The 20880-nt window shown below is 44.1% G+C and carries 20 protein-coding genes and 1 pseudogene; 8 read left to right on the plus strand and 13 right to left on the minus strand.

Annotation, left to right across the window (positions count from 1 at the left end; genetic code table 11):
- Positions 1-278 precede the first annotated feature (278 nt).
- The 3 genes from FCL48_RS04590 to FCL48_RS04600 form a co-directional block, all read right to left on the minus strand.
- A complete protein-coding gene (locus FCL48_RS04590; RefSeq protein ID WP_136871071.1) occupies positions 279-3476 on the minus strand; it encodes a hypothetical protein in 3198 nt (1065 codons plus the stop codon).
- A 324-nt stretch (positions 3477-3800) separates the two neighbouring features.
- The gene (locus FCL48_RS04595) at positions 3801-4442 is read right to left on the minus strand and encodes a hypothetical protein (protein WP_136871072.1); all 642 of its coding nucleotides are present in this window, start codon (positions 4440-4442) and stop codon (positions 3801-3803) included.
- Between the two features lie 479 nt (positions 4443-4921).
- Positions 4922-5878 (minus strand): DUF6602 domain-containing protein, encoded by a 957-nt coding sequence (locus FCL48_RS04600; protein ID WP_136871073.1) that lies wholly within the window; start codon positions 5876-5878, stop codon positions 4922-4924.
- A 1234-nt stretch (positions 5879-7112) separates the two neighbouring features.
- Here FCL48_RS04600 and FCL48_RS04605 point away from each other — a divergent pair.
- Positions 7113-7985: a DUF72 domain-containing protein gene (locus FCL48_RS04605; RefSeq protein WP_136871074.1), complete on the plus strand. Its 873-nt coding sequence runs from the start codon at positions 7113-7115 to the stop codon at positions 7983-7985.
- A 35-nt stretch (positions 7986-8020) separates the two neighbouring features.
- Positions 8021-8326: a J domain-containing protein gene (locus FCL48_RS04610; protein ID WP_240744742.1), complete on the plus strand. Its 306-nt coding sequence runs from the start codon at positions 8021-8023 to the stop codon at positions 8324-8326.
- A gap of 7 nt (positions 8327-8333) precedes the next feature.
- Here the strand turns inward: FCL48_RS04610 and FCL48_RS25835 are convergent.
- The 9 genes and pseudogenes from FCL48_RS25835 to FCL48_RS04655 form a co-directional block, all read right to left on the minus strand.
- Positions 8334-8935, minus strand: a pseudogene (locus tag FCL48_RS25835) (arginine deiminase family protein); the annotation flags it as partial.
- Between the two features lie 29 nt (positions 8936-8964).
- Positions 8965-9249, minus strand: a complete 285-nt coding sequence (locus FCL48_RS04620; RefSeq protein WP_136871075.1) for a hypothetical protein — start codon at positions 9247-9249, stop codon at positions 8965-8967.
- Positions 9239-10009: a ParA family protein gene (locus FCL48_RS04625; protein WP_136871076.1), complete on the minus strand. Its 771-nt coding sequence runs from the start codon at positions 10007-10009 to the stop codon at positions 9239-9241. The genes FCL48_RS04620 and FCL48_RS04625 overlap by 11 nt, the downstream gene beginning before the upstream one ends.
- 186 nt (positions 10010-10195) lie before the next feature.
- Entirely contained in the window at positions 10196-10504 is a 309-nt protein-coding gene (locus FCL48_RS04630) for a HigA family addiction module antitoxin (protein ID WP_136871077.1), read from the minus strand.
- A gap of 177 nt (positions 10505-10681) precedes the next feature.
- Positions 10682-11509, minus strand: coding sequence for a DUF932 domain-containing protein (locus tag FCL48_RS04635; protein WP_136871078.1), 828 nt, complete (start codon positions 11507-11509; stop codon positions 10682-10684).
- Positions 11510-11598: 89 nt separating this feature from the next.
- A complete protein-coding gene (gene radC / locus FCL48_RS04640; protein ID WP_136871079.1) occupies positions 11599-12081 on the minus strand; it encodes a DNA repair protein RadC in 483 nt (160 codons plus the stop codon).
- Positions 12082-12246: 165 nt separating this feature from the next.
- Complete coding sequence (locus FCL48_RS04645) at positions 12247-12642, minus strand: single-stranded DNA-binding protein (protein WP_136871080.1); 396 nt, start codon at positions 12640-12642, stop codon at positions 12247-12249.
- A gap of 104 nt (positions 12643-12746) precedes the next feature.
- Entirely contained in the window at positions 12747-13724 is a 978-nt protein-coding gene (locus FCL48_RS04650) for a hypothetical protein (protein ID WP_136871081.1), read from the minus strand.
- A gap of 124 nt (positions 13725-13848) precedes the next feature.
- Positions 13849-14550 carry a hypothetical protein gene (locus FCL48_RS04655; RefSeq protein WP_136871082.1) on the minus strand — a complete coding sequence of 234 codons (702 nt, stop codon included), beginning with the start codon at positions 14548-14550 and terminating at the stop codon, positions 13849-13851.
- A 679-nt stretch (positions 14551-15229) separates the two neighbouring features.
- Between FCL48_RS04655 and FCL48_RS04660 the strand changes: the two genes are divergently transcribed.
- The 6 genes from FCL48_RS04660 (at position 15230) to FCL48_RS04685 (ending at position 20208) form a co-directional block, all read left to right on the plus strand.
- On the plus strand, positions 15230-15967 hold the full coding sequence (locus tag FCL48_RS04660; RefSeq protein ID WP_136871083.1) for a hypothetical protein: 738 nt from the start codon (positions 15230-15232) through the stop codon (positions 15965-15967).
- Positions 15967-17331 (plus strand): type IV secretory system conjugative DNA transfer family protein, encoded by a 1365-nt coding sequence (locus FCL48_RS04665; RefSeq protein ID WP_136871084.1) that lies wholly within the window; start codon positions 15967-15969, stop codon positions 17329-17331. Before FCL48_RS04660 ends, FCL48_RS04665 begins: the two co-directional genes overlap by 1 nt.
- A 6-nt stretch (positions 17332-17337) precedes the next feature.
- A complete protein-coding gene (locus tag FCL48_RS04670; protein WP_240744743.1) occupies positions 17338-18762 on the plus strand; it encodes an HD domain-containing protein in 1425 nt (474 codons plus the stop codon).
- Complete coding sequence (locus FCL48_RS04675; RefSeq protein WP_136871085.1) at positions 18762-19478, plus strand: hypothetical protein; 717 nt, start codon at positions 18762-18764, stop codon at positions 19476-19478. The genes FCL48_RS04670 and FCL48_RS04675 overlap by 1 nt, the downstream gene beginning before the upstream one ends.
- Positions 19479-19494: 16 nt before the next feature.
- Complete coding sequence (locus FCL48_RS04680) at positions 19495-19848, plus strand: recombinase (protein WP_136871086.1); 354 nt, start codon at positions 19495-19497, stop codon at positions 19846-19848.
- Between the two features lie 87 nt (positions 19849-19935).
- Positions 19936-20208: an HU family DNA-binding protein gene (locus FCL48_RS04685; protein ID WP_136871087.1), complete on the plus strand. Its 273-nt coding sequence runs from the start codon at positions 19936-19938 to the stop codon at positions 20206-20208.
- A gap of 83 nt (positions 20209-20291) precedes the next feature.
- Here the strand turns inward: FCL48_RS04685 and FCL48_RS04690 are convergent, their stop codons facing one another.
- Positions 20292-20732 carry a hypothetical protein gene (locus FCL48_RS04690; RefSeq protein WP_136871088.1) on the minus strand — a complete coding sequence of 147 codons (441 nt, stop codon included), beginning with the start codon at positions 20730-20732 and terminating at the stop codon, positions 20292-20294.
- Between the last annotated feature and the right edge of the window lie 148 nt (positions 20733-20880).

Here is a 20880-nt window from a genome sequence, read left to right on the forward strand (position 1 = left end):
ACATATTTCCAATAAGTCTTTCTGATTACCCCTCTTTCTCAGCTTAATGTAACTTACTTAAAAGATGATGTTTTTTAGCGACGATCTTTGGCAAAAATATTCTTATTATGACGTTTTGGTGAGCATCAACTCGTGTCAGGCGTTATATCGAGTAAAAATAAATCCGGAATCTTATGTCTTGCTGAGATTCAGGGGTTATCAGATAAGTCTTTTCCGGTACATAGGAGCTATATGGACCTCCAAAATACTCCTAATTCCTACAACCCAAGACTTTAGATTTACTCTTCTTCGTCAAAATCCAACTCAAGCTTTACACAGGGTATTTTTTCTAAGAGCTCAATATCCATCCAATATTTAAAATGTAAATTACCTATATTTTCATTATCTTCTTTTGGAAGAAAATCAGTTTCAATAAATTGATCATCGGTTATTTTCCTAAACCAGACCTTGGCAAACAACTCTTTGGAGGTGAGCAAGCAATAATCGACACCGTTAAAAGGCAAGATGTAGACCTCGCAACGACCTACATGGCAGATGTATTCATTACCAAAGCCATCCAGTCGGCTTATTTCATGTTTGTCTGCAATATCTCTATCATATGATGAGCGATGTAAGGTGTTTGATAGCGCCTGACTGCCAACAAACAACACAGGGCAGGCTATTGAATTCACCAGCCTCCTGACATCTGAAAGAATATAATCGATACTTTTATACCTGTATGAGGCCGATAGGGGGTATTGAAGTAACTTTCTTAGCACATTAACTTGAACGTTTGCTGATACGCAGTCGGCAATCCCTTCTTCTTCATTATTGGGCCTATTTGTTTCAACACCAAGCGCAACCCTCTCTTTCGCGTAATCTGCAATATTTAATTCATATGAGAGACTGTCATCCATTTCCACTTTGTGCTCTATATGTTCAAACAGGCTTAGAGGGAAGACCGGTGTACCGGTATTTTTAAAAATACCTGAGCTTGCTATACTAAAGAAATTTAGCCTATTTTGATCAATATCTGACCCTGTAATCTCCTCAACTTGAGCCTTCTCAACCCTTTTAATAATCTCATTAAGAGAGTCGCAAAAATTCGAAACCAGACCGACTTTCGCTTCTTCATCAATGAGAATATACGACTGTTCACACTGTGCTATCTGTATCCAATTTCTAATATCTGAAATCATTTTTTCTCGGTCAATATGCCTAAATGCGTCGGATAAAATAGCCTCTTCCCATTCATTAGGTAGCCTCCACTTTCTTTCGGAGAGTGATATTGCTATCTCGACATAGGCTTCGTTCATACTTCTTGGGTCGTTTGCTCCCCAACCAGAGTAGATACGTCCAGACACACGCCGTTCTTCGTAAATACGACCAAATGAGTCTAAAATCGATGATAGCCAGCTACCGTATGTATTTTCGCCATAATGGCGATAATCACGATGACGAATATACGCTCCCAAAAGATCACCAGCACTTGAGATACTATGACGAGAGCGGCTTGTGGCTCCTGTTTGGTGGATAGAAACCCCGGACAGTAGTGCCTTCACATATTTAACAAGCATCTCCTTATTATCTTGATCTGGTTTTAGTAATATGTAGCAGGCCGTTAATATCCTTAAATCTAAGCTGGCATTCTTAAAAGACAGATTGAAAGCTGCTAAATGATCATATTCGTTCCCTTTAAGAACAGCATGCCAAGCAGGGCTTTCGGAATCTTTTAGCAAAAAACTATAATTCAGCAATACTGACCGCCATAAATATTCAGCGTTCGGGTTATTATCTAAAGAGAGATTGCTAAGCCAATTATTAAGCATATCAACGCCCCAACCAGCGGCCTCATAATTATTGAACCTGAGCGCGGAAATTGCTGTCGATGCGGTAAATTCAAGGTGAGTAATATAAGCTAGGTAGGATTTGTCAATACCACCAGCTTTTTTCGAGCGAGGCTCTATATATATCAGCCAGCTTTCCCAGGCACCAACGAAATCATAGAGAATATCTTCATATTTGTTGGCAATACGCATATCTCCCGAAGTTGAAGAATATGACCGCCATTCAATCAGCAGATACCACATATTGTAACTGCCTTGAATAAGTGACCTAATTTCTTGTTTAACTAGCTTGTCACGTCTCGTAAATATTCTATTATGAAGATAAAGCATGTCATAGTAAAAGCGTGAGTTATCCGGAATTCTCTCCACTGACTCACGAGCCAGCCGATGATATTCCCCTAACAACTCATTCAAATAGCTTCGGCCCAAAAAGTTGCTTGCTGGCAGTAATAGCCAATTATCGGTATAACCGTCATCATTTTTAAAGGACAATGCGAGTGCGATCTCCGTGTGCCAATTAACAATATTATCCAAAGCATCTGAGAAATCTTTCGAATTGCCTTCCCGGAGGGCATCATAAGCAGACCCCACAAAAGCATTAAGAATCGCAGACAGACCAAGTCCAGTTTGTACATCTTGGCCTTTGAAAGAAAAAGCACTTTGTATCAGTAATTTTACTAGATAATTGACTTTGAAGCCGTCATAACTTGCAACAACCATATCATTGCCATTCCGGCTATTTCTCCTGGGCTGAATAACGAGTGTGGCTCCTTTAATTTTGGCAAGATTGAGAATGGCTGTTTGCAGAAAAATCGCAATATTGATCAGTCGGTAACGAATGTCTTTGATGAACCAGGTACGAGCAACTATTCGTGTTAATTCTTGATAATCATTATTAGAATACTTTAAGGTGAGTACGTTTAATATTTGTTCATTGGGATTACTTAACAGTTTCTGCCTAACAGCATCGAGGACAAGAGTCTGCTTTATCCGTTCCCGGATATCATATTCGCATGATTCATGAATAGAGAATCGCAAAACCAACCTGTCTCTAGACACCTCTTCCAACATACGGAAGGTTTGAACAAAGAACCATGCGGTGAGCAATATATTTGATGCGAGCCAAATAGCAGTAGTTATACAGAAGGCTATATATCCAGAGTCATTAAGATGAGCCCGCAAAAAATAACCTAGAATAATGAAGGTAGAGAGGGTCAATCCACTCAGGCCAGCGAACATAAAACCGGAGTATTTTTGATAAATTGGGAAAATAGTTTTTTTGGCGGATTTATTTTGAAATAGTAAACTTATTAAACCGATTACCAAGGGATATACCACAGCAACAATTGTCAACTGACCAGCAAGAAAACCACCTTGCCAATCAAGAAGCTTTCTCCAGTGTGGCAGGTACTCTATAACGAGAGGTCTTACCCATGGTTGCCAAAGAAACAAATTAGCAACAACCAAAAAAGATAGAGTAACGGTTAAAGCGATATACTTTTTGTAATGGCTAGACCAAAGAACGATGCTTCTTTCAAAGAAGCTCCAGCGGCTCTTCAAAAAGACTTCATTTTGATAGAGTGATTCTTGTATTTCCTTATCTACTCGATGTGATAAAGTCTTAAATAATTTTCCTGAAATTAATCTCATTAGTCTGTTTTACCGTCAACCATAAACTTTCAAATATCACGTAATCAGAAGATTAAACCCAGATCACATCAGTCGTTGATTGCATCCAGTGATTCCGAAACACATAACACCTAACGTCAGCTGGTCACCATGGAGGATCGAAGCTTGCGCTCTGTAAGCACACATGTAATGTATCCTTAGATGTCGATTGTGCAAAAGTCCAGATATTTCCACTCTGTCTTTCCCGGTTTATAGAAGATATATGAACTTTTATAACTGCAAGTAACATGAAAAACACTGGTTAATCCGGTGCATTTTTTTGTTACAATAATTAATAATTATTTTTCATTGGTCAGAAGAACCAAAACCCGACTTGCCACCTCTATCAAGGTTGACCAGTTCCAAAATGGCATTTTTTACTTTATCTATGTAATCCACAGTGATTTCGATCCGGCCTGAGGAAACCGTGAGATTCTCCTCTTTGATTATAGCCTCTAGACCTTTCCTACGCTTCTCTGACACTAAAGAAACCCGTTCACAGGCATGAAGTATACAGTTCCTGACTTTTTCCGCTTTAAGTAGCGTATTCCAATCTGTCAGTTTTTCTACGTCACAACCCGCCTTCAAAGACCAACCTTTCTTAAATCTGATGATAGACGATGTGGCTTTGTTTATTGTTTCTTTTTTCTCTTTACACACTAAAAAGCTGATTTCTTCAAAATTACTCAAATGCATAATGAAGCAGAAGTTCCTCATTTTTCTTTCCATAAACCCATTTACGATGTTTCTCATATCATTTTGATCTTTTCCGTCGACTTCTCCCTCAGCTACGGCTTTGTCGATATCATCCAAGAATGATTTGTATGATCTCAATGTCAGATTGTGCCATTGAGTTATCAAATTGATATCTCTCGTGTGTGTCAATATAGTCAAATCATTTTGCAGCTTTTCATCTGTAATTTGCTCGCCGCCTTTCTTAAGTGTCATAAGTTCACCATTTCCTGATCCTACGAGTCTGTAGGAAAACACCTCGATTTTGGGAAAGTCTTATTTTTTTCGATTCTTTTGATATGAAAAGGGCCAATTTTCGGTGTTTTACACCGAAAATCCGACTATCCTCTATAATTTCCCAGCAAATTCTGGCGATAGGAACTTGCAGAACACTTACTCCACAAGCTCAGAAGTAACTCACCAGATCTGTGAAACAGTGGATTTGTGGAGTTTCACAGAAAGATAACTTCTGAACCTCTCCTCAAGCCTTCGACTCAATAAATGATTTAAGTCGCCAAAATCGTGTCATGAATTATCAAAGTTATGGTGACTCCGAAGTCAATGTATTTCCAATCAGTCTTTTTCGGTTCATAGGCGATACCTGGACTTTGAGAACGCGAAAATCACTGGTCGCACCCAGTACATTTTATTGTTGGTGCTTGGTGTTGTGCCCCTGAATTTTTCATTTTGGTTTGTCAGCTTTCATTTTCATCCATCAATTCAAGCAAACCGCCACGATTCACATACCGCCCTGGTGGCGCCACGAAGTCGCCGCCGCATTTCGGACATCCGCCTTTCAAGCGGAATCCTTCGGGATTGTCGGTGATCAATTCGATCTTTTTGTCGAGCGAAAGTATTTCTTTTGCGTCACATTTTTCGCAATGAATTTTGACCGTAGCCATAGTGCCGCTTGGGATAGTTACCTCAATGTCACCGTCGTCAATTAAGTAATGGCCGAGATTAGGCCATCCTCGATTTCGGCCAATCCACTTATAAGTGTTCGCTACCCCCCCAATGAGTCCCAGCGTTTCGTTAAAGTCTTCTGTTCCCGGCATTTTCTTCCAGGTCCCTCGGTCCTCCCACCAGTATTCGCGGTTGGCGACACAAATGGCGACCAGATATGGAAGGCCTTCGCCGTAAATGGTTCGGTAACGCTCAGCCTCGCTGAGGTTTGTCCCCGTTAAATCACTACTCAGTGCGAAAATCACCGATCGCGGAGGATCTACCCTGTGATGAAATTCTCTTCCATGTTCGTCACGTAATCCGGGAAGATGGCGAAATGCACGAAGTTCTTCGGCAGCCTCATGGGCCTTTTTTAGTTCATTAGCATTAAGCGTTGTTTTGATTTCAATCGTGTACAGGACTGCTTCAACAGGGATCATGCCTACGTCATCACGGTAAAGAATGGGTGGCACTATTGATCGGTCGTAAATAATCACATCCATTTGCCTGGATAGACGATCACCGTGAATCTCAAGGATTTGGCCAGATGCGATGCCGACGTCAGAAGGCAATAACGGGCGAAATAGTTCGCGGATCAGTATTTCTACAACGTCGCCTTTAACCCCTTGATGAGAGAACTCCGACGCGCTCCGGGCTTGTGCAACGGCGGCCTGAATCCGGGATTGAAAGAGTTTTCGATAATGGCTCATATGCAAGCTAAGGTTTTATCCAGAAACTGGATATCTGATTTAATCAGAGGATGATTGGGCAGGATAGTAACACAAAATCACACGGTTTCTATCTTGATATCATGAACTTTATGGTCTTTATAAGACTATTAGCAATAGTTAATCCTTTTCTTAGACGGGAACAATAAGGTTTTTCAGATAAGGTTTCGCAGCAAATATTTAGCAAATGCTGCTAAAAGGCTTTGGTTGCTTGTTCAAAAAAATGCTTCTCAAAAGTCAACATATTTCCACTGCATCTTGACTCTCATAGCCGCCTCTTCGAATCCGTTATTATGAACCATCTTTCAGCCTGAGGAAGTACGTCGAATACTCTCCTCCTTAAACTGCTACCAGATTCTCTCCATCAACTCGACACCCACCGTTCTTCTATGAAAGTGTATAATTTTCCCAAAGGTGCTGATAGTCGAAAGGGAATGTCAGCGGTTGCCATCAAGGTCAACTTTTTTCCAATTTATAAATAACAAACAGCTATGTTCAGCAACAAAGATCATAACCAACTTTCAGAGCCACGGCAAGCAGCCGTTTTCTTTGTGTCTTTGTTTCTTCTTACACGCTGTTTCTTGTTTTCTCTTGGTTTCTTTGTTTCTTGGCGCAGCCCTTTCTTATCTTTTCAGCCAATCAACTTGGCAACGTCCTATTCAATCTCTTCTGTAATCCGCTATAGGATAAAGGAGTTCATACTGTAACGGAGTATGAGTGGCTATGTATTTTAGTTTTAGATAGAGTGGCTCCGAAAAGCCTAAGGGGAATGCTTTTCAATACATCTTCCCGGATATGAGTATCTTCCCAGGTGTACACTTCTTCCTTTTTTTGACGGTGTACCTGCCGGCACCGGCTCTAAACTTATCAAGGTCGTCATCTTTTTTTCATTTTGACTCCTTTGCAAAGCCCAGATTTCAAGGTTGCATAGATATCTAATTATATATCTTTTTATATAGATAATTGTATAGCATAATAAACATACAAAATGTGATACAGACCATTTTTCACAACACCCTTTTAGATGCTTCACCTGTTGCCCTCAACCCTCACGGAAAACCAGTAACACAGCACCAAGACAGGTGTGTTTTATACAGTCAAGCTCTTGCCAATTGATCTTTCTATTGACAAACGACATTCGGTAAGTACAAGAAAATATATCATGGATCAGACCACACAGTTGTTCTCACCATAAAGAAATCTTATTGTTCTTGAAATGGAGACAAAACACCTTCTCAAAATCGGTACATGCAGTTGGAAATATGATTCCTGGCGGGGACTCGTTTATTCTCAGGATAACGAGATAAATTTTCTCAAGGAATACAGCGCGCATTTCCAAACCGTCGAGGTTGACCAATGGTTCTGGTCTCTGTTTAAAGGGAATACCGTTGTCCTTCCAAAAACGAAAGTTGTACGTGAATATGCAACGTCAGTACCACCAGGTTTTACCTTCAGCATTAAGGTTCCAAACAGCATCACCCTGACTCATCATTACAACAAACAGAAAAACGCCACGCTGGTTCCCAATCCATATTTCCTTTCCACTGAACTCATGGGAAAGTTTCTACAAGCATTGGAACCACTTGGCGATCACATTGGACCCTTGATGTTTCAGTTCGAATATCTGAACAAGAATAAAATGGCCAGCATGGGTCATTTTCTTGAGATGTTTCATGTCTTTCACAATGGTCTTCCTGAAGGTTATCAGTATTGTATTGAGATTCGAAATCCGAATTATTTAAAGAATGAGTATTTTGATTTTCTAGCCGAACATCACTTGGGACACGTTTTCCTGCAGGGGTACTATATGCCTTCGATATTTGAACTGTACGAGAAGTTCAAAGGCCAACTGAGTGATCCGGTAGTGCTCAGACTTCATGGCTTAGATCGACAGGGAATCGAGGAGCAGACAAATAATGTCTGGGATAAGATTGTTGATCCGAGAGATGACGAGATTTTGAGTCTTAAAAGTATTGTGAATGATCTTCTTGAAAGGCACCATCAGGTCTTCGTCAATGTAAATAATCACTACGAGGGATCTGCCCCTCGGACTATTGAGAAGATCAAAGCGCTTTTACAACTTGGTTGAGAATACAATGTTTCAACGATGAGACATACCTTCTTATGATGACAAAATACGACGAGATTACCGAAGCCCGGAAAACACTGGACCTCCCTGAGCGAGCATCCCTGCAAGACATAAGAGAAAACTACAGAATATTACTGAACAAATGGCATCCTGACAAATGCACGAAAGACAGGGAGGACTGCGCCGAGATGACAAGAAGAATAATCACTGCGTACAAGAGCATCACTGAGTACTGCAATCAGCATAAATTCTCCTTCACTGAAGAAGAAATAAAAAAAACCTGTTCAGTGGAAGAATGGTGGTTTGAACGATTTGGCAATACACCGTGGTGGGGAAAGTAAGGTAATGCTATTTAACAGCAAGCCAGCGCAAAGACATGCAAGACAATCCCGCATCAATTTTTTGAATCTCTGTCGTCTTGATAGGCACTACAAAATATCCGTTCTGATCTAGAAGATCGATTCTACGCAGTAATTCGAACTAACCAGTAAGGATTCATTAATCCGTATGACATTTGCCGCCGGCTCTACTCCCTTCGGCAACACTATCTTTCGGAATCCATCGAAGATTCCAGATTGTTCCATGCGGCGAGTAACAAGCATAGTCTCCTCGTCCAAGAGTGAGCATTCGGTTTTAAAATGCAGCACACCTTCGGGTGTTTTCACAATCTTGCCTATATACCCAATAGTTTTGAGGCATTCGATTAATGCTGATGCACCGGCTTGATCGGTCCTGGTAGAAAGACCTATCATCACTGAGGTCGGCGTTACCAGGATGTCCCCACCCTCAACATGGCCTGGTTGAGGCAATTCCAGCACATTATCGAAAAGATCATGGAGGATTGGTCAAATTTCAGCTGTTTCACCTTGACGCGTGGGTGCCCCTGGCCTCAGTAGCACAGCCCCTTCGATGAAAACTAATGCTGGATCCTCAACGAAGATCGAATCAGGTCTACCAAAAGGATAATCAATTTACAAAGCTATATCGTTTCCCGTAACGCTTTTAAAAGCCTTTCACCAGTTGCACTGGCTCCCAACACAATCAAGGCACGAATAGTAGCAGTTTCACTGATGTGCCGGTGACTCTCTTTGTTCATAGTCGCGGTAATCTCTTTAAGCCTGGCAATATCATCATCATAAAGTCGGTATGCCTTCAATGATGGCTTTTTTCTTGATGGCACCAAATCGAGACGTTCTTTGGAATCAGCTTTTGATCCTGTCGTTTGAGCCAGCTTGGATTGTCCTGTAATTTTCTTAGTTGCCATAGCTGAGAATCTCCTCGGTAAGTTCTTTGAAATCTTCAGCACCGTAAGATCTTGGGTCGAAAACCATCACGGGTTCATTATTCATTTGAGCTTGATTAATGGCCTCATTTCTGCGGATCACAGTTTTTAACAGATTCTCTCTAAACGGTTCCAACTGTTCTTCGACAAATACATTGGAGAGCTTGTTGCGGGAGTCACGACCATTTCTCAAAATCATATATTTAAAGTCACTGGATTCTTTCACATCCTCGATCGACCGAAAAAGATCGGCAATACCATCCAGGGAATAACGTCCGTAAATAGTCGGGATCAAAATCATGTCAGAGGTATAGATTGCATTGACCGTGAGCACGTTAACTGTTGGTGGACAGTCGATGATGATGTAATCGAAATCCTTTTCGATTTTTTTCAAATGATTATGGAGAAGCTTTTCCCTGTGGATTTTTGTTGTGATCTGTTCGGCAGTTATGGCCAGGTGGATATTGGAAGGAATAATAAAAAGATTTCCAACTGGCTCTTCATTTTCACCGAGCACTGCTTGACGAATAACATTGTCAATTTTAAACGATTTGCTCGAGAGCAGCTCATTGACTGTTTGATCTCTGGGAATGTCCGTGCAGAAGATAACAGAGCTGTGTGCCTGGGGGTCCATATCTATGAGAAGCGTCTTCTTTCCTGACATCGCCAGACAATATGCCATGTTTGTGGAAATCGTTGATTTCCCAGCACCACCCTTCTGGTTCAGTATTATTATTTTCATCGTGTTTTCCTGTAGTAAAGAACAACTTGTATAGATTTGTTGTGATCTTTTTATATGACTAAATAGTTATATAAAAAAGTAAATATTTATTCATACCTTTGTATAGCACAAAAGATATAAAAATCATCCATAAAAAAAGCCGTCCCCCGAAGGAGACGGCTATCGTTACAAAACTGACGGAAGCTATTAAGATGGAGAAGAGGTGGTTTCCCTGCTCTGCAGAGGTTTTACTTTAGGGCGCTTTGTTTTACCGGCTTGCCAGAGGTCACAGGAATCCTGCATGCGCAGCCAGAGTTCAGGGGTTGTGCCAAGCCACTGGGAGAGGCGCAATGCCATATCCACGGAAATACCACTTTTGCCGTTTAACAGCCTGGATAAGGTGACGCGGGAAACCCCAAGTTGCCGGGACGCCTCGGTCACGCTTATACCTTCCGCTTCCAGTACATCTTCTTTTATGATTTCCCCAGGATGGGGTGGATTATGCATTGCACCCATATCTTTTCCTCTTAATGGTAATCCAGATAATTTACCAGCTCTACATCATCACCAGTAAAGGGTGTAGCCTGAAACCGAGAAACCTGATCTATCATGTTTTTTGTAACTCGTATCTTTACAGTACACAACAAAAAAGCCGTCCCCCGAAGGAGACGGCTATCGTTAGTAGAAAGTAGATCAGACAGGCACAACTGACAGACCGGTGTTGGTCTGTTTCAGCTCAGCCATTTTCTCCGTTAACAACCAGAGAGCCTGGTTCAGTTTGATGTTGCGATCAAGGGCTTTGACTGGACGTGTGGTTGATCTTTTCAGCCTTCCATTGCTGTCTCTGTTTATGCCTTTGAGGCCGCCACGCATGATGTTTTCCTGGACCACATTAAAGGTCGTCCATAGATCTTTGCCTTTATCGTCCAAACGCCGTTCGGCAAGCAACTGATCCTGCCGGACAGGTGCGCTTTCCGGTTCATCATATACCAGACTGTGGGCTGCTTGGGCGTAGACGCCTCGTTCGTCCGGAGTCATCTCGATAACCTTCATCTCGTTGACTCGATCGGCAATGGTTCCGGCTGCAGCGGCTATCTCGAAGGCTGACTGAATGAAATCGTCTGGACTGAATCCGATATGCTTATGGCTGAAGTTGGCAAATTCCGACGCAACCATCAGGCCGTTCCCGCAGATTTTTCGCCAGACCGAGGTAATCAACCTGAATGCACAGCCCCGGTCATGGGAATTATACAGTACCAGATCAACCCGTTCGCCAGCAAACGAAAGACCATCTTTAGCAAAACGGATTAAATGTCGCTGGAATCCCTCCCGGTCAACAGCACGCACAGCACTTTGTTCAGCCTTGATCGGTAACCAGCCCGCATCGCGCAGCAAATCAATAGCAGTTAACGTTGGCACGAAAGAGTATCGGCTTGATACCCCGTTAATGGGTGCAAGAGATCCTGCTGCCGGGGCAAGTGTTACAATTTGATCGTTAGTTAAAGGGGTAAATGTTGTCATGGTCTTGCCTCCTTGGAATAAGAAAGAAAATGAGGGGGCAAGACTCTCCCGTTTAAGGGGCAGGTTTGCCCCCTGGATTGGGGATGGTTTTATTGTTCTTGTAAGAGTCCTAATTCGGAAAATGCGGTTACCTCGTCACCAACTACCAGGTGATCCAGGATCCGTACATCGATGACTTTCAGAATATCTTTCAGGATATTGGTGAGAGAAATATCCTGTTGACTTGGCTCTGTAGCTCCTGACGGATGGTTATGGGCCAGGATGAGTGCTGTAGCATTCAGCTGCAGAGCCTCTTTGACGATTTCCCGCGGATGGACTGTGGCATGATTGATCGAGCCGATGAACATCTCTTTGAACGCCAGGACCCGGTGTTGGCAATCCAGGAATAAACAGGCAAAAACCTCATGCTGTTTACCTCGGAGTTTGTAGCCGATTACCGTTTTGGCGGTCTCAGCAGATAAGATTTTGGTTCCTCGTCGTAACTGGTAACCGCTGAGCTTATTTGCTTCGGTCAGAACCAGTTCTTTGGGTGCAGGACGATACGCACCGTCTTGATCATGGACGAATAGCATTGGCCACCTCCTTGCGTTAGGGGGAACCAATGCCCCACCGGGGAAAGGTTCCCCTGGTCGGGTGAATGAAAATCTGTTTTTGCGATGCAATCACGGCCCTGAGATTCTCAGGTTATTGCTTGCGCCGCCGGGAATTTTTATTGTTCTGTTGGTTCGTCTTATTGGTCAAAAAGGCACATCTTCCGGCAGTGGAGGTTCTTCACCCTCACCGTTCGGTGCAAAGTTACCGGATTCCTTTTTACCACCAAGCATCTCCATCTCTCTGGCGATGATTTCTGTGGTATAGCGGATATTGCCATCCCGATCTTCCCATTTTCGTGTGCTCAGTTTTCCCTCAATATGAATTTTATCGCCTTTATGGAGATGTTCGCCACAGACTACGGCAAGCCCTCCCCAGGCAACAACGCGATGCCATTCGGTATGTTCCTGCTTGTTACCTTCCTCATCTTTCCACCGCTCAGTGGTTGCAACAGAAAATGTTGTCACCGGAGCAGCAGTGTTCTTGGTGTAATGCAATTCAGGGTCATTACCGAGGTTGCCGATTATCATTGCCTTGTTCATGTTGTTCTCCTTTGTTTAGAAAAACAATTAAGATTTCGGAGAAATACAGATTCCCACCATGGGAAAACTATCCCCCCGGGTTAGACTTTTTGGGTTTTCCTTATCTACGCTGCTTTCGCTGCTTTCGCCTTTTTGATCTCCAAAAAGGAGAAAGACCGATCTTCTTGAAATTCGTCTATGGAACTGCCGTGATCTGCCAAAAACGGTTCAAGACGATCCATGATGAGGTGCTTCCTGCTTCGGGTAGCCTTGCGGAGAATACAACCAGCAGATTTAATCGGTCCCTTTTGTTGGACGATTGCAAAAATCTTTTCCTTGCAGGGAGCAATCTTATTTTTCAGTTTCTGCTCATTGAGTTGCAGTTCTTGTAATTCATCGACAATGGTGGCCAGATGCGGAACATCTTCAGCCGCAAAGCGTGGACAGGTTGTCAAATGGTTACAAAATCCGCAAAGAAGATCTGGCTCCGTTGCAAGTTCAACATCCTTACCGCTACGCATTGCCTGATAGTGCGACCAGATTGCTTCAGCTTTTCTTTTCAATCCGTTATAGATAATTTTCTGCGGGGTATAGCCGTTGTAAAATTCAACTTCGCCGTTGGCAAGATCGAGCGCGATTAACGCACCTCTGATTTTATGACCAGGGAATTTTTCGGCTAAGGCGCCCATCTGAAAATAGAGCTGGGACTCCCACGAACCATACGGATCGTCAGGAATGTTACTTGTGCTCTTCACTTCCAGGACAGACTTGATCTTATGGATATCTGAGGAGAAAACGAAGTCGATATGTGCTTTGACTGGAACATCACCGTCTACTAAAATTTCTACCTGTTGCTCGAAATTAAAGAATCCGGCAGCGGTAAAAACCTTGGCAATGATCTCTTCGGCCATATGTCCCCGTTCAAAACGAAGAAGGGCTGTTAGATCGTGCTCGGATGGATTTATTTTCTCCAGGATCACTTTTCTTGGGCAATAGCCAATTTCCGATGCGCCAAGGTAATCACTGCGATCCCCGAGGGTTTCTTCAGTGTGTTGTTTTGCCAGTTGGCGTAGACTTGTCAGCAGGGTGTTTTTGATATCCATGTATTTTGTTAACCTCCATAAAACGAAAAATGAGACAAGGGAGGATACACGGATCCCTTTGAGGGATACGAAATCACTCCCTCGCAAGGTTGAATAAAAATCGAGTAGGACGAACCAGGATAAATTATTGGACCATTACTTCTTTTATCCAGCTCTTATCTGATTTGTCCCACTTGAAGCCTGCTGATTTGAGCAAATCCCTTTTTTCATAGACTTTACCAACCGCAACGACGATGCCGTTTTTACGCTGATAATCAACTCCGGCAATTTTCGGAAGGTCGATACTGTCTGGTTGTTCTTGTTTGGTTTTACTGGTCTCGGATGGTTGCTTTTTTTCTGGTGGCTGAACAGGTGGTTTAACTGTTTGTTGCTTTTTGCTTTCTGTAGGGCGAGTACCTGAATGGTATACGCTGCCGAGCAATCCTTTATAGGAATCGCTGCCGATCGAGAGCAGGGAGAAGCATTTTTGCAGAGCATCGGTAATTGCGCCTTTGTAAGCATCGCCAACATTCTTCTTAATGATCTGCATTTGTCCTGTCTGCGATCCCTTGCAAAGCCAGTCGTCGTTTATACGAATAAACAGTTTTACTTCGATCACCGCCTGGGTATCAAAAATTTCCTTGCTCACCACTTCATACCGCCAGTTCTCCGGCAGCAGCACATTATTGACAGTGTCAAAAACGTACTGGGGTTTATACCCATACCGAACCTGGCCAATTACCTCCCCGTCTTTCATCATCTTGATTTCCTGCACGGCCTCGCGACCAAAAGCTCGAAGCTGTCCATTAATCTCGGTTACTTTTTGAAATAAATTTTCATTTGCCATTGCTGTTTCCTCCTTGTTTGCGGAAATGAAACAACAATTTCCCTATCGAGAGTATGTGTTTCACTCCCTTTTTATGGGGTTTGGTGGAGATGATTGAGAAATGATATGGAAAACGTAGAATAAACCTGGAAGGTCTCAAAGATAGAGCAAACTTCGGTTTATCAACGATAAAGTGTGAAGTTGATATGTTGGAAGAGCCACTCAGTATAAAAGGCAAAGAAGTCCGCCATTGCGATTAAACGTTGCCTGAGAAAAGTGGCTGATGTACCTGGAATTCAAGAACACGTGAAACGTATTCAGCTAAGCCCGGTGAAGGGGTATCTCATTGAATATGAGCTGGAATGATGCAGGTATTTTATGGCTGACACCAAAAAATGCAAGGGGAAAATAAATTTCCAGATGCTTTTTTGCGATGGCGTTTCAGAGCTGCTGTATCACCTGCATTGGTACGAACAACCGCATCGGATTATCTAAAAAGGCATGAAATACTTCGAAATGATATTATAAATTCAGGCCATTTTCGTTCGGGATAGCAAATTACAAAAGGCCATCACCTAATTTTGTCCCCAGTTCCTCTCTTTTGATATTTTCACGAAACCGTCACCCCTCCTGAAAAAAGAATATAGAACAGCCAAGGATGAGTTGTCATTTACACAAGCACAACGCGGTGAAAAAAATCATGCAGAACATCATAGCTACATTTGCCGAGCAATATGGACTTACCAGAAACGAGGTCATGGCAGATATCGAAAACGTGTTCTCTTCTGTCCTTTCCCGGTGGTATCGCCTTGAGGTGATGGTTTTTTTCCGAAATGATCTGCAGTTGGAGGCCGTGGCGTACAATAAAATCAATGGTGTTACCATGCAGCGCTTGGTCGATCTTACGGCAATCCGGGGGCCAAATACCCTTAAGAAACATTTGGAGAAAAGTCTCACCAGGTCAGCTGTACTGAAGCAAACCAGATACTACAAATCTTATGAGAAGGAATTGTGCTGGGGAGACATTATAGCCCACGATTCCGAGCAGAACATCTTCGTCGAGACGGAAATTATACCAGGCCAAATCGTGACCGCAGTTTGCCCGCTAAATCGTATCGGCCTGCATGAGCGAAATTCCGGAAACTTTTCTATTGGCATGCGCCGGGCTTTTCACGTGCGGCGAATTGATCCTGTTGTACTGGGTGATACCCCCAGGCTGAAAATTGTCGTCGATCGGGTGTCCAAAACTCTCGTTGAAACTTTACTTAAAAGCAACCTTGGCCCTGAGGCTGAGCGGATCAGTTTTCGCTGCGTCAAGCGCTATGTCGGCCATAAAAGTTTCGTGCTGACAACTAAACGACTGCCGAAGTCAGCCATCACGGCTGTATCCCAGGAGCTGAAAGAACGGGTACAGGTCAACTTTGTCAAAAAAATCTGATGATTAAAAATAAAATAAAGAAAAAAACACTGTGGACACATATCGGCACCGGTATTCATCTTGATCATCCGGAAGCAATTCTTGAGTTGGGTTTTCCCGACAGTTTCCGCAAAGGCCACTTCTGGTGTTTCGGTACTACCAGGGTTGGCAAAACCCGGATTATGGAACACATCATCGAGCAGGATATCCGCAAAGGGTATTCTGTTGTGGCTATTGATCCCAAGGGGGATATTGCTCTCTTTTCCAAGATTACTGAACTTGCCGATAAGACCGGACGCCTGCAGGACCTGATGTTGATTACCCCGATTTTCCCGGAATACAGCGCCATTCTCGATCCCCTCTCCTCTTACTATATGCCCGAGGAATTAGTGGCCCATATCACTGCCGGTGTAGCAGTGGGCCGGGAACCGTACTTTTTCGGGGTCGCCTATGAAGTGAGCCTGGTCGTGGTGCAAGCCCTGATCATGCTGGCCGAAGTTGCCGGCACAACACCATCCTTTAATCTGAATGATATCAAAAACCATATCAGCCACCAGGACCTGGAGCGACTTAAAGAGAAGCTGGATTATGTCAATACTCCGGATGCTGAACAGCTTTGTCTGGACATGCAGAAGATCCTTTCTACTCCGGCGGATTACTACTCCAAGGTGGCCAGCTCTCTTCGGGTGGCACTCACCGAGTTGACCTCCGGGAGTGTTGGTCAGATCATTGGTAAAGCCGACGAAAACCGTTTCATCAAACGTCTGGAACAGGGCAAAGGTATTATCCTGGTAGTGCAGTTGGGCTCTCTTCTTACCAAACGCGCGGCCTACACAGCAGGCAAAGTGATTATTTCGATGATCCAGGCTTTTGTTGGCCGGGTCTATTCCAGTGGTAAGAGTGTCACACCCTCGTTAGTGCTGCATATCGACGAGGCCCAGTCCGTTCTTTACCAAGGGATCGAAGACTTGTTTGCCAAAGCCGGTGGGGCTGAAGTCTTTATCCACGGCTACTGCCAGTCAATCAGTCAGTTGTATGCGGAAGTCGGAGAGGACCGGGCCAACACTATCCTGGATAACTGTAACACCAAGCTCTTTATGCGGGTACCGGATGCAAACACCGCAAGCTATGTGTCGAGGCATCTCGGCGAGGAACGGCGATTCTCGCCGATTATCTCGGTTGGCGGCGGTTTATCGATTCGGGAGACGGAAGAGATCAGGATCAAACATACTGAGATTCTTAATATGGCCCCTCGGGAGTTGTTCCTCAGCACCTATTCCGGCACCTATAGGGGGAAAACCGCTACGGTCAGTGACGGAGAATTGAAGGTGCTATTCCCTGATCTGTCAGTGAAAACTCAAGTCAACCGGCCAAGGGGCAGCTGAGAGTTGATGCTTGCCCTTGGCAACTGGGTCAGGAGGGTTGATTGGAACCACTGCATGTTGTGGCTGGCTTTGGGGCTGGCTGCGATCGTTATTTTAATCCTGCTTTTTAGCAGGGAAAAGGTAGTAGAAGAAATACATCTGCATGAGCTGGCCAAGATCTGGATTAAGGAGGGTTCTAAAACAATCCATATCTCGGAGCTCTCCCCTCTTTGGCGAGACCAGGAGCGTGTCCTGGCAGAAAATGAATTTCTTGAACTTCACAATCTTAGAGCCATGGCATTTATGGAAAATCCCCTGCAAAGACCCTGGTTTGACAAATTTCCCCAGCAGAAAGCAGTGTGCGGACAGATTTTGAAGCTTCTGGACCGGGAGGGGCAATGCCCGTCAGTGGTCAATATCCATGGCGATGTGGAAGGCAACTGGGATGAAAACACCTATCGGTTACTTGCCCAAACAACCTTGCTTGACCATTCACTCAACGTGGCTGAGCAGGTGGTGCAGATCCTCTCCGACAATAAGGCCTGGCACGTCATCCCGGATACTATGGTTGCTGCATTAGGTCACGATTTAGGCAAGTTACAATCAATACGGGGATATCTCTATTCTCTGGGAGAGCATCCCCTGGCTGCAGGACGACCTCTGGCAGCAATTGCCGGCTTTAACGAACTGCCTAAAAAAGATGATATCTTACGGGCGGTCAGGCTGCACCACAAAATGGCCCAGGGACTACTCGGCAAGACCTTGAAAAAAGCCGATCAGCTGGCCAGGCAGAAAGAACTGGAAGAAACAGTTCTCCAAAAAGAACCCAAAGCGGTGGTAAATGAAAATATCTCGGCGGATATTCCACAGCGAGAGACAAAAAGTATACCGGCAGCAGCTCGCCAGGCACAGGCGGATATTTACAACGACAACAACGAATCCAACGAGGAAAAACCAACATTCGTCGCACCGAAACTAAGAGATATCTCCGGCTGGTTCGATGCTTCTCGGTTTCTGGCAGAATTGAAACCGTATATCAACAAGATGTTTGGTCGTCGCTTCCTGGCGTTCTCCATGCCGGACGGCCATGTCTACTTTCAAGTCAAGGTGCTGGAAGAAGTGGCGCGGAACCAGGCACAGAAGGCCGGCTGCATGGAAATCGCTGCTATGGCCCAAAGGGATGAAACAATGCGGCAGGTCTTGTTCACGATTGTCCACCAACTGCGGACAGAAGATGAAATTGTCGACCGGGGGCTGATCAAAGATTCCTTTTTCGGTGGATATTTCATGGTAACCCGAAAGATCGGCAAAGCCATCAGAGGGTACTATACGCCGTTTCATGCTGCACCCTTCGGATCGATCGCCGAGATGGAACAAAGCAAACCCGAGATGCTGCGCGATATCGTAAAGGTCAGTCCCTATCTCGACAACAATGATTTACAGGACGGATAATGGGCAAAGACTGGGAAAATAAAGGGCAAAGCGACACCAACGCCCAGATAATCACCACCGATAACGGCAGGATTTACAAGCCCAGCAATCTGCTGAACGCCATCTCCGAGATCCAGCAATTTTACGTTATCGAGAGCAAGGGCCAGAATATCCCGGCGGAATTCCTTACCCTGGATCGAACGCTGGACTTTTTCAAGATTGGTATAAAAAGCGGTTTTCATGAAGGCTTTGCCCTGATACTGCTTTTCCCGGTCTTCCATTTCTATCTCTTTCCCTTCGTCTTTCATAAACTCGACACTTTCAGCCATTTAATGTTCGGCTCTATCCCCTATCTCGTCCTGCTCATTAATACCGCGATGTGTACCTATATCAGTCGCTACTATGTCGGCAACATCACCAGAAAGGCGATCAACTCACTGCTTCTGGGCCGGGCCATGTCCCTGCTGCTCAAGGCCTTCCTCCTTTATGTCATTTATCTGATACTCTATCGGCTCAGCACACCTGAAAACATCTGGAAACTGGTCATCCATTTTGGGTCCATGGCTGAGAAAATATATTACGGGTTCTTTGAGATAAAACCGCACCTGATGCCGGTGGCCGTCAAAAGCTCCATCCTGATGGTCATAGCGGCCATCTGCCCATATGGTTCAGTGTATCTTCTGGACCTCTGGCATCGGTATCGAATCAAAAGGAACGCAAAAATAATTTCTGCATAACAAAAGGTGAGAAAAAATGGCTGAGAATAAAGAAACGAAATTATCCTGGCAGGAGATTCAGGAAAAAAAGATCAGTATGGTCAAGGAACGGGGATCACGGGTCCTAAAAATAAACTCACCGCTCAGCTCGACCATGTTTAACATCCTGAGGCAATTCGACATGGCGTATATCAATTTCAAGGCCAGACTCGGCGAGTTGGATGGAATCTCGCACAAGGAAGGAGAACAGTTGATGGAAGAAGGTCGCGAAATTGTAATGGCTTTTTCCGACTATACCGACAGACTGAGCAAGAGAATACGATTCCGATATTACACGCCGCGGGAAATCAGTGAATTTATGAAAAATGACCAGGACATGGGATCGAAATAACCTTGCAAAACGGCAGGAAACCTACTATTTGAGCAATAATGAGCTGTCCCAACCTATTGAACTCCCAAAAATTAACAAGGAAAGATTATGAACAAAGGCGATCTAATAGAAAAAGTGGCAAACGAATGTGGCTTGAGCAAGACTGCAAGCGATCAGGTGTTGACCAGCATCCTTAATGCAATCACGGGAGCAGTTTCAGCGGGCGACAAGGTCACCCTGATCGGTTTTGGTACATTTTCGGTGAGCGCACGGCCAGCTCGCGAAGGCCGTAATCCCCAGACGGGAGAGACCATCCAGATTCCAGCCAAAAAGATTGTTAAATTCAAAGCCGGCAGTAAGCTGAGTGATGCTGTGAAATAAATTGTGAAAACCTGGATCCAAATCTGACAGGTCCTGGTTCCAGGTTTTTTGATTCAAGTTATTTTCCCTGCTCATTCTCACCACTATTCCAAGTCGCCAAGTTTGTAGCGTATACGAAGAACTCTGTCGTTAAAGTCGTGGGAGATCATCCGGAACTCGCCTATTTCAGTAGTATTGTCAACATGTTCTCCGACACAGGGGCAGAAATCGTAATCGCCGATTCGTACAATACGGACGGTCTCGACTCCTTCAGGGAGACGGGTTAGGTTGAAGTTCCGAGCGGCTTTTTCAAGAGAAACTATTTCATCGGTTACGTCCAGGTTCGCGGAAATCACCTGGTTGACCTCTGCTTCTACTTCCTTGGCTTCATTATCAGTCAGTGCTCTGTCGAAATGGTAGTCACACTTGGACTTCTTCTTGTTCACGTGAGCGCTGAAGCAACGCCCACAGTCGAATTTCCTGACCATTGCCTGATTGAGTATGTGTTCCGCCGAATGCATTCGCGGAGCGTATGATTTTGTCATGTCGATCTGTTGGTGATTTTTGACAGTGAAAAAACAAACTGCAGCTCATGCCAGCATGAATCACGATCCTATTGATTCCATAATTTAATTGTATTGTCAAAAATCTGTTCAGGCAACCTGTAGTGTTGTGGTATCGACCAAACATATA

This window comes from Desulforhopalus sp. IMCC35007 (assembly GCF_005116575.1).
In the GTDB taxonomy this organism is placed as follows: Bacteria; Desulfobacterota; Desulfobulbia; order Desulfobulbales; family Desulfocapsaceae; genus Desulforhopalus_A.

What these genes read in the sequence shown, in the direction of transcription:
- FCL48_RS04655 (WP_136871082.1), bottom strand. Translation starts at nt 14,550, where the DNA reads ATGGCAAATGAAAATTTATTTCAAAAAGTAACCGAGATTAATGGACAG.
- FCL48_RS04595 (WP_136871072.1), bottom strand. Translation starts at nt 4,442, where the DNA reads ATGACACTTAAGAAAGGCGGCGAGCAAATTACAGATGAAAAGCTGCAA.
- FCL48_RS04605 (WP_136871074.1), top strand. Translation starts at nt 7,113, where the DNA reads ATGGAGACAAAACACCTTCTCAAAATCGGTACATGCAGTTGGAAATAT.
- FCL48_RS04685 (WP_136871087.1), top strand. Translation starts at nt 19,936, where the DNA reads ATGAACAAAGGCGATCTAATAGAAAAAGTGGCAAACGAATGTGGCTTG.
- FCL48_RS04645 (WP_136871080.1), bottom strand. Translation starts at nt 12,642, where the DNA reads ATGAACAAGGCAATGATAATCGGCAACCTCGGTAATGACCCTGAATTG.
- radC (WP_136871079.1), bottom strand. Translation starts at nt 12,081, where the DNA reads ATGCTATTCGTCCATGATCAAGACGGTGCGTATCGTCCTGCACCCAAA.
- FCL48_RS04600 (WP_136871073.1), bottom strand. Translation starts at nt 5,878, where the DNA reads ATGAGCCATTATCGAAAACTCTTTCAATCCCGGATTCAGGCCGCCGTT.
- FCL48_RS04670 (WP_240744743.1), top strand. Translation starts at nt 17,338, where the DNA reads ATGCTTGCCCTTGGCAACTGGGTCAGGAGGGTTGATTGGAACCACTGC.
- FCL48_RS04635 (WP_136871078.1), bottom strand. Translation starts at nt 11,509, where the DNA reads ATGACAACATTTACCCCTTTAACTAACGATCAAATTGTAACACTTGCC.
- FCL48_RS04675 (WP_136871085.1), top strand. Translation starts at nt 18,762, where the DNA reads ATGGGCAAAGACTGGGAAAATAAAGGGCAAAGCGACACCAACGCCCAG.
- FCL48_RS04625 (WP_136871076.1), bottom strand. Translation starts at nt 10,009, where the DNA reads ATGAAAATAATAATACTGAACCAGAAGGGTGGTGCTGGGAAATCAACG.
- FCL48_RS04590 (WP_136871071.1), bottom strand. Translation starts at nt 3,476, where the DNA reads ATGAGATTAATTTCAGGAAAATTATTTAAGACTTTATCACATCGAGTA.
- FCL48_RS04650 (WP_136871081.1), bottom strand. Translation starts at nt 13,724, where the DNA reads ATGGATATCAAAAACACCCTGCTGACAAGTCTACGCCAACTGGCAAAA.
- FCL48_RS04610 (WP_240744742.1), top strand. Translation starts at nt 8,021, where the DNA reads ATGATGACAAAATACGACGAGATTACCGAAGCCCGGAAAACACTGGAC.
- FCL48_RS04620 (WP_136871075.1), bottom strand. Translation starts at nt 9,249, where the DNA reads ATGGCAACTAAGAAAATTACAGGACAATCCAAGCTGGCTCAAACGACA.
- FCL48_RS04690 (WP_136871088.1), bottom strand. Translation starts at nt 20,732, where the DNA reads ATGACAAAATCATACGCTCCGCGAATGCATTCGGCGGAACACATACTC.
- FCL48_RS04630 (WP_136871077.1), bottom strand. Translation starts at nt 10,504, where the DNA reads ATGGGTGCAATGCATAATCCACCCCATCCTGGGGAAATCATAAAAGAA.
- FCL48_RS04665 (WP_136871084.1), top strand. Translation starts at nt 15,967, where the DNA reads ATGATTAAAAATAAAATAAAGAAAAAAACACTGTGGACACATATCGGC.
- FCL48_RS04680 (WP_136871086.1), top strand. Translation starts at nt 19,495, where the DNA reads ATGGCTGAGAATAAAGAAACGAAATTATCCTGGCAGGAGATTCAGGAA.
- FCL48_RS04660 (WP_136871083.1), top strand. Translation starts at nt 15,230, where the DNA reads ATGCAGAACATCATAGCTACATTTGCCGAGCAATATGGACTTACCAGA.